This window comes from Chryseobacterium oncorhynchi, assembly GCF_002899895.1.
GTDB classification, from domain to species: Bacteria; Bacteroidota; Bacteroidia; order Flavobacteriales; family Weeksellaceae; genus Chryseobacterium; species Chryseobacterium oncorhynchi.
This window is the reverse complement of sequence record NZ_PPEI02000001.1, coordinates 364992-381927: the sequence shown is the minus strand read 5'-3', so window position 1 is coordinate 381927 and position 16936 is coordinate 364992. Positions and strand designations below refer to the sequence as shown.

The 16936-nt window shown below is 33.8% G+C and carries 21 protein-coding genes; 8 read left to right on the top strand and 13 right to left on the bottom strand.

The annotated features are described in order from the left end of the window. Window positions 1-3: 3 nt before the first annotated feature. Complete coding sequence (locus C1638_RS01835) at window positions 4-2472, top strand: SEL1-like repeat protein (protein WP_109617670.1); 2469 nt, start codon at window positions 4-6, stop codon at window positions 2470-2472. Between the two features lie 309 nt (window positions 2473-2781). On the opposite strand, the gene C1638_RS01830 is transcribed toward C1638_RS01835, so the two are convergent. From C1638_RS01830 to C1638_RS01790, 9 genes are all read right to left on the bottom strand, one after another. After that, a complete protein-coding gene (locus C1638_RS01830) occupies window positions 2782-3159 on the bottom strand; it encodes a VOC family protein (protein WP_109617668.1) in 378 nt (125 codons plus the stop codon). 276 nt (window positions 3160-3435) lie between these two features. Continuing rightward, complete coding sequence (locus C1638_RS01825; RefSeq protein ID WP_165826484.1) at window positions 3436-4089, bottom strand: DUF2306 domain-containing protein; 654 nt, start codon at window positions 4087-4089, stop codon at window positions 3436-3438. Between the two features lie 63 nt (window positions 4090-4152). Continuing rightward, complete coding sequence (locus C1638_RS01820; RefSeq protein ID WP_109617663.1) at window positions 4153-4611, bottom strand: DUF2750 domain-containing protein; 459 nt, start codon at window positions 4609-4611, stop codon at window positions 4153-4155. Window positions 4612-4632: 21 nt separating this feature from the next. After that, window positions 4633-5121 (bottom strand): hypothetical protein, encoded by a 489-nt coding sequence (locus C1638_RS01815; RefSeq protein WP_109617661.1) that lies wholly within the window; start codon window positions 5119-5121, stop codon window positions 4633-4635. Window positions 5122-5153: 32 nt separating this feature from the next. After that, window positions 5154-5735, bottom strand: a complete 582-nt coding sequence (gene nudK, locus C1638_RS01810; protein WP_109619035.1) for a GDP-mannose pyrophosphatase NudK — start codon at window positions 5733-5735, stop codon at window positions 5154-5156. An 88-nt stretch (window positions 5736-5823) separates the two neighbouring features. Then, the gene (locus C1638_RS01805; RefSeq protein ID WP_123838307.1) at window positions 5824-6399 is read right to left on the bottom strand and encodes a hypothetical protein; all 576 of its coding nucleotides are present in this window, start codon (window positions 6397-6399) and stop codon (window positions 5824-5826) included. A gap of 9 nt (window positions 6400-6408) precedes the next feature. Beyond that, window positions 6409-7320, bottom strand: coding sequence for a TIGR01777 family oxidoreductase (locus tag C1638_RS01800; RefSeq protein ID WP_109617651.1), 912 nt, complete (start codon window positions 7318-7320; stop codon window positions 6409-6411). Between the two features lie 30 nt (window positions 7321-7350). Next, window positions 7351-7695, bottom strand: a complete 345-nt coding sequence (locus C1638_RS01795; protein WP_185140405.1) for a hypothetical protein — start codon at window positions 7693-7695, stop codon at window positions 7351-7353. A 5-nt stretch (window positions 7696-7700) separates the two neighbouring features. Continuing rightward, on the bottom strand, window positions 7701-8303 hold the full coding sequence (locus C1638_RS01790; protein WP_109617647.1) for an HPP family protein: 603 nt from the start codon (window positions 8301-8303) through the stop codon (window positions 7701-7703). 229 nt (window positions 8304-8532) lie between these two features. On the opposite strand from C1638_RS01790, the gene C1638_RS01785 reads away from it, so the two are divergent. Beyond that, entirely contained in the window at window positions 8533-8709 is a 177-nt protein-coding gene (locus C1638_RS01785) for a class I SAM-dependent methyltransferase (RefSeq protein WP_109617645.1), read from the top strand. Window positions 8710-8829: 120 nt separating this feature from the next. Here C1638_RS01785 and C1638_RS01780 read toward each other — a convergent pair whose 3' ends face one another. The 3 genes from C1638_RS01780 to C1638_RS22745 form a co-directional block, all read right to left on the bottom strand. Then, window positions 8830-9996, bottom strand: a complete 1167-nt coding sequence (locus tag C1638_RS01780; protein WP_109617643.1) for an iron-containing alcohol dehydrogenase — start codon at window positions 9994-9996, stop codon at window positions 8830-8832. Between the two features lie 67 nt (window positions 9997-10063). After that, window positions 10064-10939, bottom strand: a complete 876-nt coding sequence (locus C1638_RS01775) for an AraC family transcriptional regulator (RefSeq protein WP_109617641.1) — start codon at window positions 10937-10939, stop codon at window positions 10064-10066. A 202-nt stretch (window positions 10940-11141) separates the two neighbouring features. Next, entirely contained in the window at window positions 11142-11276 is a 135-nt protein-coding gene (locus C1638_RS22745; RefSeq protein WP_369073484.1) for a hypothetical protein, read from the bottom strand. A gap of 382 nt (window positions 11277-11658) precedes the next feature. Between C1638_RS22745 and C1638_RS01765 the strand changes: the two genes are divergently transcribed. Further along, entirely contained in the window at window positions 11659-11991 is a 333-nt protein-coding gene (locus C1638_RS01765; protein WP_109617639.1) for a single-stranded DNA-binding protein, read from the top strand. Between the two features lie 17 nt (window positions 11992-12008). Then, a complete protein-coding gene (locus C1638_RS01760; RefSeq protein WP_109617637.1) occupies window positions 12009-12461 on the top strand; it encodes an HRDC domain-containing protein in 453 nt (150 codons plus the stop codon). An 85-nt stretch (window positions 12462-12546) separates the two neighbouring features. Here the strand turns inward: C1638_RS01760 and C1638_RS01755 are convergent, their stop codons facing one another. After that, a complete protein-coding gene (locus C1638_RS01755; protein WP_109617636.1) occupies window positions 12547-13272 on the bottom strand; it encodes an SDR family NAD(P)-dependent oxidoreductase in 726 nt (241 codons plus the stop codon). A gap of 100 nt (window positions 13273-13372) precedes the next feature. On the opposite strand from C1638_RS01755, the gene C1638_RS01750 reads away from it, so the two are divergent. The 4 genes from C1638_RS01750 to C1638_RS01735 all read left to right on the top strand — a co-directional run bounded on the left by C1638_RS01750 (window position 13373) and on the right by C1638_RS01735 (window position 16866). Continuing rightward, complete coding sequence (locus C1638_RS01750) at window positions 13373-13711, top strand: winged helix-turn-helix transcriptional regulator (RefSeq protein WP_109617634.1); 339 nt, start codon at window positions 13373-13375, stop codon at window positions 13709-13711. A 205-nt stretch (window positions 13712-13916) separates the two neighbouring features. Next, complete coding sequence (gene hisS / locus C1638_RS01745) at window positions 13917-15284, top strand: histidine--tRNA ligase (RefSeq protein ID WP_109617632.1); 1368 nt, start codon at window positions 13917-13919, stop codon at window positions 15282-15284. Window positions 15285-15409: 125 nt separating this feature from the next. Beyond that, window positions 15410-15892 carry an SHOCT domain-containing protein gene (locus C1638_RS01740; RefSeq protein WP_109617630.1) on the top strand — a complete coding sequence of 161 codons (483 nt, stop codon included), beginning with the start codon at window positions 15410-15412 and terminating at the stop codon, window positions 15890-15892. A 110-nt stretch (window positions 15893-16002) separates the two neighbouring features. Further along, window positions 16003-16866 carry an SHOCT domain-containing protein gene (locus C1638_RS01735; protein WP_109619033.1) on the top strand — a complete coding sequence of 288 codons (864 nt, stop codon included), beginning with the start codon at window positions 16003-16005 and terminating at the stop codon, window positions 16864-16866. Window positions 16867-16936 lie beyond the last annotated feature (70 nt).

Genomic DNA, 16936 nt, shown 5'->3' with positions numbered 1-16936 from the left:
TATATGGCACACCGTATTTATGTATATAATTTTGACTCACAGACCAAAGAGGTATATCCATATTATCTGGGAGAATGGAACTATGAAATCCCTGAGCTGTTCATACCTTTATTTGGTGGAAACCCCAGATCGAAAGGGAAAGGACTTTTTTTTGATAAAGTAGAAGGTGTTTCAAGATTAAGACGCTTCTACCAACTGCTAGCAGACCATTACCAGCTTCATTATAAAAAAGTATATTATGAGCCGGTAAACAAAATGTTTGAATTTCTGGAGGCACTTCCTTATGATACCTTTTCAATGAATGCAACAGATGTATTCAACATGAATGAAGAAAGCCATACAAATCAGGCCAAAGACTGGGTGTTGGAAATCACAGAAAAAAATAAACTCTATGAGAAAGCAATGCGAAATCAGAACCTTGTCGGGTTGGAAAAGGAAATTTTTGCAAGACGTGGTTATGATTCTTTTTTAGAATTGCTGGAAACAGATTGGATAGAATATGGACTGGGATACTGGAATGATGAATTGTATAAAAACCCAACAGAACCTTTTGAAGAAAATGCACTTTGGGGGCTGAAGGATAGTAAAGGGAATATAGTAATGCCTTCCGTTTATGATGAAATTTTTGCATTCAATACTGAAGGTATTGCCGTAGCGCAAAAAAACGGGAAGTTTGGATATCTGAGAAATGATGGAAAGGTTCTCATTGAATGTATTTATGACGATGCTATTGATACTTTTCCTATAGATGAAAAAAATTACGGAAATGTAGAAGTTGATGGTAAATGGGGGATGATTGACATTGCTTCCGGGGAACTTATCATTCCTTGTGAATACGAAGAACTGGATATTCTTTGGTACAACGGGCTTTTTAATGCAAAAAAAGATGGAAACTACCGTGTGGTCAATCTATCCAACAAACAAGTTATTGCAGATCTTTCAGAAAGCCCTTTTGAGTATGATTATAATGATTTGATCTTTAGTAAAAAGACAGGAACCTCCAAGAGATCTTATTATACAATGAATGGAGTTTACTTCGGAGAACATCCTGAAGATTCACTGGTTCATATCTCAAATGGCTATTACAGAGTCAATCCTAATAAGTTTCAGAAAAAGACTTGCGTTATAAAACCGGATGGAAACCTTTTGGATTCGGAAATAGATGTAATGATGGTTTTGGGAGACTACAGCTATACTGCTTTTGCTTACAAAAAAGATAAGGTATGGTATATTTACGACACAAGTCATCAACAGTTTAGGCTGGAAAATAATACCATTGAAAATATTCACAGAGACTGGTATTCCCAGTTTATGCAAGACGTATTTCTGCTTTCTGACCAAAATGGAATAGGATTGTATAATGCATCAGAAGACCACTGGATGATTGCGTCATCCAAAGAATATAAGAAAATTGAAGCTTGTAAACAGGAAACCTTTCGTATCACTGTTGCTGGAGGAATGCTTTATTATGATCAAAAGACAGATGTGAAAAGTGAGATTTATGATTATATCTGTGAGGGAATAGAATATGATGAACAGCTGCTTTGCCTTTTTAAGGGGAATGAAATGTTTATATTAAATTCCGAAAGAGAATTATACAAGGTTTCCAGCTCTCAAATGGGTTCTTTATATGATAAAAGATATAATCTGCGTGGAAAGGATCAGCAGTATTTTCTTAATTTCTACAATACATGGAAAGAAAAGTTAGGTTCCGGATATGAAGCTCATTTTGATAATGAAACTTTAGCATCGCGTGCCGAAGAATATGCCCAAGAAGGGAACATTAAAGATGCCATCAGGCTTTATAAGATAGGAGTAGAGCGAGGTGATGCCAATATGATGGTAGAACTAGGGTATATTTATACAGATGACAACACTCCTCCAAAGTATTACGATCTTCAGAAAGGACTTATCCTGTATGAAAAAGCAGCATTACAGGACCAAACCTACGCATTGAATAATCTTGGCTATCATTATCAAAATGGTATAGGATACCCGCAGAACATTAAAAAAGCTTTACAATATTTCCGTAGGGCTGCTGAGCTTGGCAACGGATTAGCAATGCAAAATCTGGGAATTTTATACTTCTATGGTGATTATGTATTGCAGGATTATGATATTGCATTGGATTATTATAAGCAGGCAGAAAAGAAGTTCCAGTTCAATGAGGATAAGATATCTGAGATCTATTATCAAAAAAGAGATTATGCCAACCTTCAACGCTATTTAAGAAAAGACAGCGAAAATACTTATTCCAACATCTATTACGGAATCCTGTATGATGATGGCCTTGGTGTAAAGCAAAATATAAAAAAAGCGATCAGTCACTATGAAAAAGCTTTGGGATATTCCACTTATACTCATGCTTTGAGCAGACTTTTGTACTTTTATAAGGAAGATCCAGCTTTTGCCAATCCTGATAAATATAACTATTGGAAGGCTTTTGGAGAAGAGAATGATATGGATGTATAATATGAAATTTTTAAACCATTAAGGTGATAAGAAAATTCTATTTCTTTACTGATCTTAATGGTTTAAATTGATCTTTTAATAATAAGTCTGTTTAAACTTAATCACAATTTTTTTTATTTTTAACACTTTAGTACACTTTAGAAAGTGTAAGGAATTATTACACAATTAAGTTCACATAAGATGAAAATCTTTGATTTTCAACAAAACTTTATTGTACTTCTTATACACAAAGTATACCACTTAAATAGCTTAAGTGTTTAAAAAGCTTGTGTATCTTATTTGTGGTTTAATAAAAAAATTTAAACAGCTTTAATAATTACTTACCTCAATGAGATTCTCGTCCGGATCACGGAAATAGACGGATTTTATCTTCCCCACAGCGCCGGTTCTATCTACAATTCCCTCAATAATTTTAATGTTTTTCTGCTTCAGTTCTTCCACTACCTCCTGAATATCCGTTTCTGCAATGAAGCAAAGATCTGCAGAACCACAGGTTGGGCTGTCAGCCTTAGGTTCAAACTCATAGCCTTTTTGGTGTAGGTTGATCTTTTGATTTCCAAAGATGAGTGCCTTTCGGTTTTCTCCGAATGTTACTACTTCAAATCCCATAATCTGAGTGTAAAATTCAATCGTCTTTTCTATACTGGCAACCGTTAATACAATGTGGTCTATATTCTTTATTATCATTTTTTCTTTTTAGTCTAAATATTTCATAAAAATACCTGAAATCAGTGAGATTTGGAGCCATTCTGGTGTCTTTCAAAAAAAAATATTATATTGGATTAAAATAATTTTATGGGCTGGGAGCTTACTGATATAAATTGGGATTTTCTTTATCTGGTACTTATTTTGGCAATTTTTACGGCAATGGCTTATCTCATGATGCGTTTCTGTAAAAGATGGACAATGAAGAGTAATTATGCCGTATTTTTAAACTTACTGGTTTTCCTTGTTTCATTTTTATCAATACTGTTTATTGCCGTTGTTATTTTCCTGGCGAATGTCTCTTTTCAACGGTAATAAAGGGCGATTTCTTTTAAGAATTAAATAAGCAATCAATAAGTTTACAACAAGGGCCAGCCAAACATTGAGACCATAGAAAAGCTCATAATCATGATACTTTTCATTATAGAATAAATTTTTAACGATTCTGAATGTAATGGCAGTCGTGGTGATCGCATAGCTTAGAATCATATAATTTTTATGATCAGTTACATTTCCTTTTTTAATGAAAAGTACTGCCCTAATGGTAAAATAAGCCCAAAGAATATCCTGAATTAGAAATCCTACAATTCCTGTTAATCCACCATTTGAAAATAATCCCAATACAAAACATGCAGGAACATTAATGATAAGAATATTGTAAACATAGATCTTTCCAATGATTCTGTGCAACTTTTTATTCTCCTCTAAAAACAGATTAGAAAACTGCGTTAAGCCAGCCAAAAGACAAAGCGTTATTGAGAAAATATGGATGTAAAAAAAAGTCATCCAGTAAGGGTTGTCAATCACGTTTTGTTTAAATGCGAGAAAGCCTACATTTTTCTCAAGAGAAGTATATTGGGAAATCGTTTTCAGCATCAGAATACTAAAAATAATGACTGAAATCCCAGCCATTATTTTAATAATTTTAATTCCCAAGGTCTTTAGCATGTGCTGATTGATATAAGGATATGTACATTAATCTTTCAAAATTTCCCTGATCTGGCTTTCAAGGTCCCCCATATTTTCGAATTTTCTCAGTTCCAAAGATTTTCCGGTAGTTCTAAGCTCTTCAATACTATCCATAATAACCTCTAGAGGCTCGGCTTCATAGCCGAAAAGATGACTGTCAAAATTAGTTCCGACAATGAGACCGTCACTGTTCATCCCTAAGCACCAGTTTTCTATAAACTCTCTGAGGGAAATAGGAGAGACCTCATAATGACTCCATTCCTGATCCACGCAGGATTTTGCTCTCGCAGGATCTGACCAGAAACAAACAATCTGTGTCGGTTCACCATCTTCATCTTCTATTTCGTTGGAGTAGGAAGTTGCATATCCTTTTTCATCCTTTAAGGTGTACACGATTTCTGTTTCAATGATTTTTTTTATGAAATCTTTATAACGGTTTTGAACGGTAATATGATCCTGTATCATTTTAAAAAAAATTATTATAAGCTACTTTTTACGACTGTTTGTGTATATTATTTCAGGGTTTTTTCCGTCAAGATCTCTTTTTGTTCTGCCAAATAACCCAATTTCTATATCATTGGGTGTTTTATTTTCAATCTCTGACGGGTTTACATAGGTGTACATTCCGTAGCCATGTCCGGAAATTATCCAGCCCTCCGTTTTCGTTAAATGAATGGTACTGAAATCACCGGCGGGACCTCCGGCAAACACCGGCCCAAATTCTTTCATCTGCTTTATTGCTTCATCATTTACACTTTTAATGGTGTCGGCATTTTCAAAAATAAGGTAAGTCCCATTTTTGAAAAGAACCCAGTCTTGGAATTTAGGGTTTATTGCGAGCTTTACATGTTTAATAATTTCTGAGTTATCCATTATTCTGATATTTGAATTTGTTGCTTTTGGGTCTTTATCAACCTGATTACAACTTGTTAAAAATAGAATAAAAGCTATAATCAATACTTGATTTTTCTTCATACATGAATTGCTTTAATGCAGACGCTGTTAAACTATATAATATTTTTGAGTCTCAGATACTGCAGCAGCATAATCGTTTTTGCATCTTTAACCTCTCCAGAATCAATCATGGTCAGTGCTTTGTCAAAAGAAAGTTCTAAAACCTCAATGTTTTCGCCCTCTTCTTCAAGGCCGCCGCCGTTTGTTATCTTCATTTCATTGGAATATTCAGCAATAAAGAAGTGAAGAATTTCCGTTACAGAACCGGGAGACATATAAGCTTCAAATACTTTTTCAACTTTTGATATTTTATAGCCTGTTTCTTCTTCCGTCTCTCGTTTTATACAGTCTTCAGGATTGTCATTGTCTAAAAGCCCCGCACAAGCCTCGATAAGCATTCCTGAGGTATTTCCATTGATGTAGGTAGGTAGTCTGAACTGTCTGGTTAGAATAACCGTGTTGGTACTTGTGTTGTAAAGAAGGATAACAGCTCCATTTCCGCGGTCATAAGCTTCTCTGCTTTGCGTTTCAGTAGTTCCGTCTTTTTTTTGAATATTGAAAGTTACTTTGTTTAAAGTATACCAGTTATCTGAAAGGATTTCTGTTTTTAAGATTTTTATTCTACTGTTCTGCATAAGAGTTTTTTCCATAATATATTTCAATTGTTTGGAGTGATTTTTAAATTTTGGTATTTATTGATGATAACTTTTAAAATTTGAAAAATTAATTATTCTTCAGGATAAAAGTAAGCTTAGAATTTTTAATGAAGTCTTCCATAGAAGTTGCAGTTGTTGCATTTTTATTGGTAAGTTCAATAAGATAATTGGATGTTCCTGGTGATTTTCCGTCTTTAGAAGTAATATTGAATACCTTTACTTCAGGATTTGAACTGAGAAAACTCAGATGATGAGTATCCATTATTTTCATATTGGACATGTCAAAGGAAGCGTGGGGATCTTTCTGAAGTTTGTAAAATTTCCTCTGCATCTTGTCGGTAGTGTCTGTGAGAAATTTTTCTATCAAATAATCTGTTAAAAGTTGTGGATAGATAATCCCTTCCTGCAGCAGTATTTTTGTTTCCTTATCATTTTTATCGTAATTAATAATCTTATCATCAAACATGACCAGACTATCTTTTACGGTTATTTTACCAGTGAATTTTTTATAATTTTTCTTTTTGTATTCATTTTTGAACTGTTCGGTAAGAGCTTTTTCCTTAGCATTCAGAACCTCGTTTTTCTGTCCAGAAACGGAAATGGAAAGCAGTAGGAAAAGCATAAATACGTGTTGTCTTTTCATAATACCAAATTATTTTTTATGATTTAATAAATTTTCAAGTGCTTTCTTTAAATCCGGAAACTGAAATTGAAACCCTGCCTCCTGAATTTTCTGTGAAGAAGCCCTTGAGCCCTCTAGTATAGCTGTTGCCAATTCACCAAATATTAATTTTAAAATAAAATCGGGAACATTAGGCATGAATAAAGGTTTATTAAGTACCTCAGCGATCTTCTTGGTCAAATCAGTATTGGTGGCATGCTGAGGTGAGACTGCATTATAAGCCCCATTTATAGCCGTGTTTTTTAAAGCAAATTCATAGATAGAACAAATATCCTCAACATGAATCCATGGCATATATTGTTTTCCGTTTCCAAGAGGTGATCCTATATATGACTTGATAGGTGGAATCATTTTCTTTAAGGCCCCATCTTTTTCAGAAAGTACAACAGCTGTACGTATTTTGACAACTCTTTCAGCAATATTTTGCTCTTTGAATTTCTCTGCAGCTTTTTCCCAAAGAACAACCACTTCACTTAGAAAATCATTGCCTGCAGCATCTTTTTCTGTGAAAATTTTTTCTGTAGTTTCAGTACCATAATAATTGATACCTGAAGCGGAAATAAAAGATTTAAGTCGTATATTTTTTTTCTTCAAGGCATTCAAAAGCAATCCCGCCGAATCAATCCTGCTGGATATCAATTCCTTTTTCCGTTCTTCGGTCCAGCGTTTTTCCGATATATTGGCTCCCGCCAGGTGAATGATATGAGAAACATTTTCTACTGCAGATTCATCTATGGTACCCTTTTTTATGTCCCATTCATATTCATTATTACGTTCTTTTTTTCGGGTAAGTAACCGTATGTCGTATTCGTTTCCTATTCTTTTGACCAGTTCCCGTGCTATCATGCCGCTGGCTCCTGTAATCAAGACAATTTCTTTCATAATAATACATTTGAGAGAGGTGCAGATAATTTAGACTTGGCTTTTTACAATCAAAATAAAATCTTCTTCCAGAATTTTATAGCCATAATCATAGATAAACCTGTACTCTGATCCATTTTTATAAACTTTCAGGTTGGTGAAATACTCAAAATCAAAACCTAAGCCATCTAGCTTAGATTTGGCAATCTTTGTTTTACCATCGGTATTTATTTCTTTCAGAATACGGTAGTTTTTGCGAAGCTTGTTGTTTACATTTCGCATCAGATTTGTAGAATCCTTGTTCTGCTTATTATTGTAGGCATTTCTGCAGGCATCGTTGCAGAATTTTTTATCAGACCTCCCGATAATTTTTTCACCACATTCCAGACAATTCATAATCTTTATTTTTTCATTTTGTGTGCATGTGCGTGCTTTTTTCTTAATAATCTTATAAACCTGCTATGAGTAGGATAGCTTCTGTTAGGTGTTATATTATTAAAAAGTAAAGCTACGAGCAGAAGAATAATACACCCTGACAAAACAGGAGAGATGACGTACCAGTATCCTAATTCCGGAATTTTTCCCGTAGAGCTCACTGCTATCAATGCTGTAGCCCCACCCGGAGGATGTAAAGTTTTTGTATACTGCATCAATACAATAGAAAAAGCTACGGCCAAAGGTGCAGAAAGCCATATGATGTCCGGAACGATCTGATAAACTGTAACTCCCACCAATGCTGAAAGAACATGTCCACCAACCAGATTTCTCGGTTGGGCCAAAGGACTCTGAATTGCTCCATAAATAAGAACACTTGAGGCTCCAAAAGAACCGATCAGAAATATATTCTCAGTCTGTGCTAAAGAGTGGGACTGAATAAAAGCAATCAATCCAATTCCAAAAAAAGCACCCAGAAATGACCAAAAATGCTCTTTGTAATCAACCAGAGTTTCCTTATAGATTACATATTTTGAAACCCTGAACGTTCTTTTTATTGTCTTCTTCATGTACTTTTCTTCTTTACTTTTTATAATTGATTGTATGCAAAATGCATAGGCTTTATCGAAGTTAGAACAAAGATACAGAATTATCCGTTTGTAAATGGATAGTATTGAGGAGCTAAGCGTTTTTTACATAGAAAGTAGAATAGATTATTTTTTTATGAATAATTTATTTTGTATTGGTTATTTGTTGATTGGATTGATGAAGAATGTATTCATATTTTAAAAATATGCAATGCCGAAAGGGGCAAAACTTTTGATTATAGATGCTGTAATTCCTGATGATTCCCGAAATCAACCTTATCTTGCAAAACTTTTGGATATTGTGATGATGGCTTGTTTACCCGGAAAGGAAAGAACGTTAACCAAATTTAAAATTCAAGCCTCACATTTACCCGTATCATTCAGATAGGAACAGAACTTAGCAGTAGTATAGAATGTGAAAAAGTATAATCTTGAATGCCTTTTTAGTTGAATAACAAAAGCAGGAACCATTTTGGGCTCCTGCTTTTTTGATGCTAAAATTTAAATATTATCCTAAAACCAATTCCTCACTATAAACAAGACCTTCATAACAAGCATTATAAATAGCCTTTAATTCATCTAAAGAAGGAACTCTCGGATTGAAACCGGTACAAGGATCTGCCAGTGCATTGGCCGTAATATAATCAATGTTTTTATCCCAATCCTCTCTTGAAATTCCAAATTCTTTGATTGCTGATTGATTATTAACTTCAGAACGTAACGTCTCAATTGCCTGAGCAAGTTCTTCAGCTGTTTCTTTGCCAATTACTCTTGCTAAATCAGGGTAACGTTCTGTAGCCTGTGCATTGTAACGGATAACATTCGGAAGGAAAATGGCATTGGAAGCTCCGTGAGGAATCCCATACAATGCTCCAACCTGGTGAGATAATGAATGAACAATTCCCAACCATGCATTATTGAATGCTAATCCTGCCATAAAAGAAGCATCGTGCATATTCTGACGTGCTGTAATATTGTTTGGGTTTTCTACTGCTTCTTTTAAGTTATTGAAAACAATCTCAAGACCACCTTTAGAAAGAGCATCTGCAATATTATTATCAATATTAGAAACAAAAGCTTCCACACAGTGTGTTAATGCATCTAGACCTGTATTTGATGTCACATGTGCAGGCATTGAAGCACAGATCTCTCCATCTACAATGGCAATATCCGGTGTTAATTCATAAGAAACAATAGGATATTTTACCCCTTTTTCTCTGTCTGTAATCACTGCAAGACCCGTTGTTTCAGTTCCTGTTCCGCTTGTAGAAGGAATAGCGATAAACTTTGCCTTATTTCTTAAAACCGGAACAGTGAAAGGTTTAATCATTGCATCAAAATCAGTATCAGGATATTCATAAAATACCCACATAATTTTGGCTGCATCAATAGCAGAACAACCTCCTAATCCAATAACCCAATCAGGCTCAAATGTTTTCATCATTTCAGCTCCTTTCAGACATGTTGCTGATGATGGATCTTCCTCTACACCCTCGAAAATTTGAGTTTCGATTCCAGCTTCTGTAAGGTAAGCAACTGCTTTATCAAGAGTTCCGCTTTTTCTCATAGAGCTTCCTCCAGTTACAATTACGGCTTTTTTACCTTTAATATTTGCTAACTCTGAAAGACTTCCGGCACCATGGAATACCTCTCCTGCAATAAATAATTTGCTCATTTTTTTTTTTTGATTTTAATGAGACAAAATTAGAGAAGCCCAAACGGAGGATGTTATACAAACAGGATTATGTGTTATACATTTGCGCCAATTCCTGCTGAAGAGCTGTAGGAGTTTCTTTCAATTTTGATTTTACGAATTTGTTGAGTGCAGACGGAGAGTTGAAACCGAGGTCAAAAGCAATTTCCTTATGAGAAAGGTCTGAAAACATCAATTGTCGCTTAATCTCTATTAAAATCCGGTTGTGAATGGCCTGAATAGCCGTTTCTCCACAATGCTTTTTTGTAATTGAATTTAATTTTTTTGTTGTAATAGCCAGTTCATCAGCATAATATTGAACCGTTCTGTATTGTTTATAATGTTCATTCAGTAATTTTTTAAAACGGACATAAACTGGTTTGTCAGGCGTTTCTTTATGCAAAATAGGATGCAGTCCGTGAACAGATTCAATTAAACCTAACAGAAAAATTTTGATATGAAACCTTGCCTGTTCCTTTTTGATAAGACTTGGCTGCTGATAAATCCCCTGAATGATGGAAATCAAATATAAGCTCTGTTGAAAGTCTTCAGGAGATAAAACGGTACAATGAAGCTGTGTGGAAAGATTGACATTATAAGTACTAAGTTCATTCTTCAAAATATCTGAACAAAACAGTATTTCTTCAAACAGAATGATTTTTCCTTTCAGATCATCGCTTGTCTCAGAAATAAAATGAACCTGCTCAGGAAATACCACAGAGATTTTTCCCGGTTTCAAAAAATGAATTTTATCCTCAATATGGAGTTGTAGTGTCCCACTTTCTATGATAATAATAAAAAAATGATCCTTTTTGTGAGGCTTTCCATAATTTTTCAAATAGTCATTGGTTAAATCAAAAACCCGAAAAGAAAGATTCTTATCCTCTTCTTTCTGAATATTCTTTTTAATTTCTAACGTCCTCATATATTCATTTCTTTATATTCAAAAATCATTAAAGTTCCTTCTTAGTAAGAAACAGAAGACAAAATTAATTTAAATCTCAATATAAATCAGAATAGAAGATAATCTATCCTGATTTATATTGAGATTGAAGAAAATCGTTTATTTTTCAGTTTATTGATTTCTTCTTTAAGTAAACTGATATATTCCTGTAGATTTTCAATAATTATTTTTCTTCTTCCTCTTCGTAAATTTCCTCAACTGGCACTTCAAGAAACTTTGCTAGTTTATCCCATTCAGACTGTATAATTTTTACAGTTCCGCTTTCTTTTCTACTATCATTTGAAACATCTGTAACAATAGCATCAGCAATTTGCTGTTGGGTATAACCTTTTCTCTTTCTTACTGTACGTATTTTTGTTAGACGTTTTTAGAAGTTTGCAAAAAAATAAGTTATAAAATAGAGAGGTTTTCAAAATTTTTATCTAAAAAAAAAATCTATTATTCCTGAGTAAGTTCATATCATTTACTTTTATTTTAAAACTATATCAATATTTTTACTATTAAAAGCAAGTATTCCTAAACACTTTTAATTTTCGTTATCCGATAACAAACGACTACAAACGAATTTAAATAGTTTATAACCGACTGATTTTTGGTGATATCGCAAACTTTGCAACAGAGATTTGAGAAAACAGTGAACGTCTCTTATCTGAAATATTAATCATTAAAATCTAAAAGTTATGTCACTAAGAAACAAAGTAACATTAATTGGCTACACAGGCAAAGAAGTTGAAATGGTAAACTTCGAAAATGGAAATGTAAAAGCAAGTGTATCTTTAGCTACAAGCGATCATTACACCAATGCTAAAGGTGAGAAAGTGGAAGAAACGCAATGGCACAATCTGATTGCTTTTGGAAAGACAGCAGAAATTTTTGAAAAATATGTTCCAAAAGGAAAGGAAATTGCCATAGAAGGAAAGCTTACGTACAGATCATATGATGATAAAGACGGCGTTAAGCGATATATTACAGAGATTCGTGTAGACGAGATCCTACTGTTAGGCGGTAAATAATTATAAAAACACAAATGATGAAAGTAAAAGTTTTTAAAATCAGGCTTCCTGAAGAATTACTCTACAAGGATCAAAAGATGCTGGATGATTTTCTGGAAGCAAATGAGATTATAAAAGTAGAAACAGCTTTTGTAAATGACGAATGTTATTGGTCTGTTATTCTGTATTTTGAAGAACATAAACTGTTGAAGAATACAGTAAAAGAACCAAAGGTTATTAAATACTCTGCTGATAACGATTCTTTAAGCTATGATGAAGAACAGATTTTGAATGCCTTGAAACTCTGGAGATCAGAGAAAGCAAGGGAACAAAATCTACCCACTTACTTTATTGCAAGCAACAAGGAACTTATGTCTGTAGCCAAGTATAAACCTGCTAAAAAGGAAGAATTACTTGATATTAAAGGGTTTGGAAAACACAAGATTGAAAATTATGGGGAAGAAATCCTGGAAATCCTTGAAAGTGTCTGATTTTTCGGAATAAATAATCCTATTGACTTTGAAAGCTGAAGAAGTAAATCTTCTTCAGCTTCTGTTGTAGGTGAAATTTTCTAAATTAATGAGAGGTTGGTTCCACTCTTGTTTCTAGATTATCTCTTTTCATTGACAAATTAAATAATTTCTTAGCTACGTTCGTTGCTTCAGTGCGATTTTCCAATTCAAACCCCGAAGGAAGATCAGACCTTGTATTTTCCTTTTCAGAATTAGAATATAAAGGAGGATTATCAATAGGGACATATCCAACAAAAATGCCTTTTTCGGTAAGCTCATTATGAAGATGAGTGGTAAGCATTCGTAAAGCAGCCTGAGAAACTCCCATTGCAGAGGTAAAAGGATAAGCAAACCTATCTGATTGTCCACTTGTAAATAGAATAGACCCATTCGTTTGTGAAAGATATGGAATTGTTGTTTTAGCAACCTCTAACGCACTTAAAACTCTTGTATTTAAATAGGTACTTAATAAATCAAAAGATAAATCCACTACCGGAACATAAGATTCAGCTCCCAAAGGCCCGGGTACATTATATAAAACAATATCCAGGCGATTTCCTAGTTTTTCTGCCAATTTTTTTACAGAACTAGAAACAGATTCCGGAATGTTGGCGTCAATGATTTCATTGATGACAGAAATTCCTTCTGCTTCAAGCTCTGCCTTTAGGCTATCAAGCTTTTTCTGATTTCTACTCATTAATCCTATCTGATACCCATTTAGTCCAAAATATCTGGCTGTTTCTAAACCTACACCTTGCCCTGCGCCAATAATCATTATTGTTTTATTCATAATATTGCTGTTTAATACTCATGCAAAATTATAGGATCAAATTTGTATTTTTGTTATCAGTTACCTCTATGATAGTGGTTACAAAAATGTAAGTGTTTATATGAATACTGAGAAAAAACCTTGTGATAATGCATATTTGGCAATTCAGGATACTCTTTATGTTATAGGAGGGAAGTGGAAGCTTGTAATTTTAGGTGCTTTGGTTACCACAGGAACTAAGCGTTTTGGTGAATTGTCTAAAATGATTGATATAAGTCCAAGAATTTTGTCAAAAGAATTGCGTGAATTGGAGCTTAATAAGCTTATTACTCGAAAGGTTGTTTATACGAAGCCTGTTACGACTGAATATTCTAGTACACCTTATGCCGAAAGCTTGAGGGATCTGATTAATATAATGATTAGTTGGGGGTATCAGCATAGAGAAGAAATTAAAGATTGATTTTAATATTTGATATCTTAAATTAGTGTAAAGCAAGGATCTTTTTATAAAATGTATAAACCTTGTATAGATTACTTTTGATTTTTTGAAAAATAAACGAATGCTTTTACTGTAAAAGAGATAAAGATTATTTCTTCAGCTTTTATACGGTGTAAAATTCCTTGCAATTCCGTACTTTTGCGTATATCAAAATGACATATAAGAAATGAAGCCAAGTTTAGCAAAAGGAACGAGAGATTTTACGTCACAGGAAGTTTCCAGAAGAAAATATATCATCAATATTTTACAGAATAATTTTGAATTATTTGGATTTCAACCATTGGAAACCCCAAGTTTTGAAAATCTTTCTACTTTAACAGGAAAGTACGGGGAAGAAGGAGATCGTTTAATTTTTAAGATTTTAAACTCAAGTATTAATGAAGCAAAGGATGATAAAAAGACTCTAATGCTTCATGACTTTCAAAGAGCGTTAGAGAAACCTTTCAGTTCAGATAACCTTACGGATAAGGCGCTTCGTTATGACCTTACTGTACCTTTTGCAAGATTTGTAGCAATGAATCATGGAAAATTAACATTTCCATTCAAAAGGTTTCAGATACAACCGGTATGGAGAGCAGATAGACCTCAAAAAGGAAGATATAGAGAATTTTACCAATGTGATGCCGATGTGGTAGGAAGCGAAAGCTTATTGCAGGAAGCGGATTTGGTTCAATTATATTTAAAGTCATTTGCTGATTTGAAAGTTCCTGTTACCATTCATATGAACAACAGAAAGATCCTTTCCGGATTAGCTGAATATGCAGGAATTACAGATAAACTAATTGATTTTACCGTTGCCTTGGACAAATTAGACAAAATTGGAAAAGACGGCGTGGTTAAGGAACTATTGGAAAGAGAAATCTCTCATGAGTCTATTGATAAATTGGATTTCTTATTTGAACAATCTGATGATGCATTAGAAAATCTACTTCAGCTGAAAGAAAAATTTGTTGGTAACGAAATAGGATTACAGGGAGTAGAAGAATTAGAGTTTGTTCTTACACAATCCTTAAACTTAGGGGTTGATATGCAGAATCTGGTATTCAATATTACGTTGGCAAGAGGACTTGATTATTATACCGGAGCCATCTTTGAGGTGAAAGCTGATGAGGTAGCAATGGGTTCCATTGGTGGTGGAGGTAGATATGATAACCTGACAGAGGTTTTCGGGGTGAAGAATATTCCGGGAATAGGAATTTCATTTGGCCTGGATAGAATCTATTTAGTAATGGAAGAATTAAATCTTTTCCCGGAAGAAGCATCTTCTAAAATAGAATACTTATTTGCTAATTTCGGAGGAAAAGAAACAACTGAAGCGCTAAGATTGATTATGCAGCTAAGAGGAAAAGGAGTTTCAGCAGAACTATATCCTGAAAACGCAAAAATCAACAAGCAATTTACCTACGCTGAAAAGAAAGGAATTAAGAACCTTGTCTTCCTTGGCGAAGAGGAAATAAAAAACGGAACAGTAACCTTTAAAAATCTTGAAGCAGGAGAACAGAAAACTGTTTCTTTGGAAGAGTTTTTGGGGTGAAAAAATAATTTTATAGATAAAGAAACAGCTCAAGGCTTTTAATAACCTTGGGCTGTTTTTATTACAACTTAAACTGATTAAGGTTTAGAAAACCATCTTACTTTTTTATTTTTAATAAGAAACTGATGCAAAATATAAGATATCAAATTCAATATATTAACCCAGACTTGCTAGTATGGGCAGTAGAATATATTGATCAACTTCCGGATATTTTGATGGGAAGTGAAAGAGTAATTCATATTATTGACGGACTGTATAATGAAAAGGCAACGTTGCTATTGTCAACAGAAACTAGACTAATTTTTAAAGGATTGGGAACAGATGATATCGAAGTCATTCCTCATGAAAGGATAATAGAGTTACAATATCTGGAGCCTATTCTTAAAATAAATACTGAAGAAAATATTTTTCAATTTGAAAATAATGATTCAAAGCTTGCCTTAGGATTTTGTAAAGCTGTGAATACCGCTCTTGGATATCAGGAAGTCGAAGAAGATCAAGTACCTGTTCTTGAACTTTTAGAGCAATTGGGAAAGCTTAGAGAAAGCGGAATACTTACCGATGAAGAATTTGCAGAACAAAAGAAAAGACTTCTAGAAAAACTCTAAGCCAATTTATGTATTAATCGAATCAGAATTTGTATTTTGGATCGATAATAGAAAAATAGAGTAAAAGAGATACTCTGTTTTAGTAAAAAAACTTTTAAACATAAAACCAGATGAATACTATTTGTGCATTATGCGGAACACCGTTAACGTCTACGGATATGCTTGTAGGAAAAAATAAACTTGCAGATGGCGGTTACCTGTGTGCTGAATGTTTTAATAAAGCAATTACGATCAACAGAGATCTTATCAATAATCTTGATCAGTTTTATTTCGCTGAAATTACAGGAATGTTCCTTAAAAGTAAAATTGATGCCAGCCAGAATCCTGGAAGCTCTCCCTATGCAGGATCTAATAATTTTGAGTATGATGCCCCAACCAGACTTGACGAAATCAAAGACCAGATTGTTGCCCTTAATGCCAGACTAAGTGTGTTGGCCAATGAAGAGGTGAATGAGCTCGATAAAGTTTTGGACGGAGATGAAAGGTTGGTAGCTATTGCAGAATGTATAGATCTTCATAGCAAAAGGGAGGGGATTATTTTTTCAACACAGAAGAGAGTGATTTTCATGGATAAAAAGTTCTTGGGAGGAATTGTAAAAAGAGAATTTACCCATCAGGACATTATATCTTTAGAACAGGTTGAAAACCTTTTGTATTCAATATTAAAAGTAAATACAAGAGGAGGTGCAGCAGAGTTTAAACTGCATAATAAAAGTGATGGAAGAGCATTTTGTAATATAGCAAACGGACGTATTAACGAGCCAGCAAAACCACTCAATCAACAGGTAAGACAACCACAATCATTATATCAAAATACTCCTGTTCAGGCACCACAAAGTTCACTCAATGCCCAAAAAGAATCTCCGGAAGTGATTTTCTCACAGCTGGAAAAGCTTGGGAAACTAAGAGAAATGGGAGTTTTAAGTGAAGAAGAATTTACAGCTCAAAAAGCAAAATTATTGGAAAGACTTTAGCGGCTTTAAAAAAGAAAAACTCAATAGTTTAGATTTCGATTGAAAATAAATCAGCATATGTAACTTGAGT

Coding starts and splice junctions, on each gene's coding strand:
- C1638_RS01740 (WP_109617630.1), top strand. CDS start 15,410: ATGCAAAATATAAGATATCAAATTCAATATATTAACCCAGACTTGCTA.
- C1638_RS01785 (WP_109617645.1), top strand. CDS start 8,533: ATGCCGAAAGGGGCAAAACTTTTGATTATAGATGCTGTAATTCCTGAT.
- C1638_RS01800 (WP_109617651.1), bottom strand. CDS start 7,320: ATGAAAGAAATTGTCTTGATTACAGGAGCCAGCGGCATGATAGCACGG.
- hisS (WP_109617632.1), top strand. CDS start 13,917: ATGAAGCCAAGTTTAGCAAAAGGAACGAGAGATTTTACGTCACAGGAA.
- C1638_RS01750 (WP_109617634.1), top strand. CDS start 13,373: ATGAATACTGAGAAAAAACCTTGTGATAATGCATATTTGGCAATTCAG.
- C1638_RS01755 (WP_109617636.1), bottom strand. CDS start 13,272: ATGAATAAAACAATAATGATTATTGGCGCAGGGCAAGGTGTAGGTTTA.
- C1638_RS01780 (WP_109617643.1), bottom strand. CDS start 9,996: ATGAGCAAATTATTTATTGCAGGAGAGGTATTCCATGGTGCCGGAAGT.
- C1638_RS01795 (WP_185140405.1), bottom strand. CDS start 7,695: ATGAATTGTCTGGAATGTGGTGAAAAAATTATCGGGAGGTCTGATAAA.
- C1638_RS01835 (WP_109617670.1), top strand. CDS start 4: ATGGCACACCGTATTTATGTATATAATTTTGACTCACAGACCAAAGAG.
- C1638_RS01790 (WP_109617647.1), bottom strand. CDS start 8,303: ATGAAGAAGACAATAAAAAGAACGTTCAGGGTTTCAAAATATGTAATC.
- C1638_RS01825 (WP_165826484.1), bottom strand. CDS start 4,089: ATGGCTGGGATTTCAGTCATTATTTTTAGTATTCTGATGCTGAAAACG.
- C1638_RS01805 (WP_123838307.1), bottom strand. CDS start 6,399: ATGAAAAGACAACACGTATTTATGCTTTTCCTACTGCTTTCCATTTCC.
- C1638_RS01765 (WP_109617639.1), top strand. CDS start 11,659: ATGTCACTAAGAAACAAAGTAACATTAATTGGCTACACAGGCAAAGAA.
- C1638_RS01815 (WP_109617661.1), bottom strand. CDS start 5,121: ATGAAGAAAAATCAAGTATTGATTATAGCTTTTATTCTATTTTTAACA.
- C1638_RS01735 (WP_109619033.1), top strand. CDS start 16,003: ATGAATACTATTTGTGCATTATGCGGAACACCGTTAACGTCTACGGAT.
- C1638_RS01820 (WP_109617663.1), bottom strand. CDS start 4,611: ATGATACAGGATCATATTACCGTTCAAAACCGTTATAAAGATTTCATA.
- C1638_RS01775 (WP_109617641.1), bottom strand. CDS start 10,939: ATGAGGACGTTAGAAATTAAAAAGAATATTCAGAAAGAAGAGGATAAG.
- C1638_RS01830 (WP_109617668.1), bottom strand. CDS start 3,159: ATGATAATAAAGAATATAGACCACATTGTATTAACGGTTGCCAGTATA.
- nudK (WP_109619035.1), bottom strand. CDS start 5,735: ATGCAGAACAGTAGAATAAAAATCTTAAAAACAGAAATCCTTTCAGAT.
- C1638_RS01760 (WP_109617637.1), top strand. CDS start 12,009: ATGAAAGTAAAAGTTTTTAAAATCAGGCTTCCTGAAGAATTACTCTAC.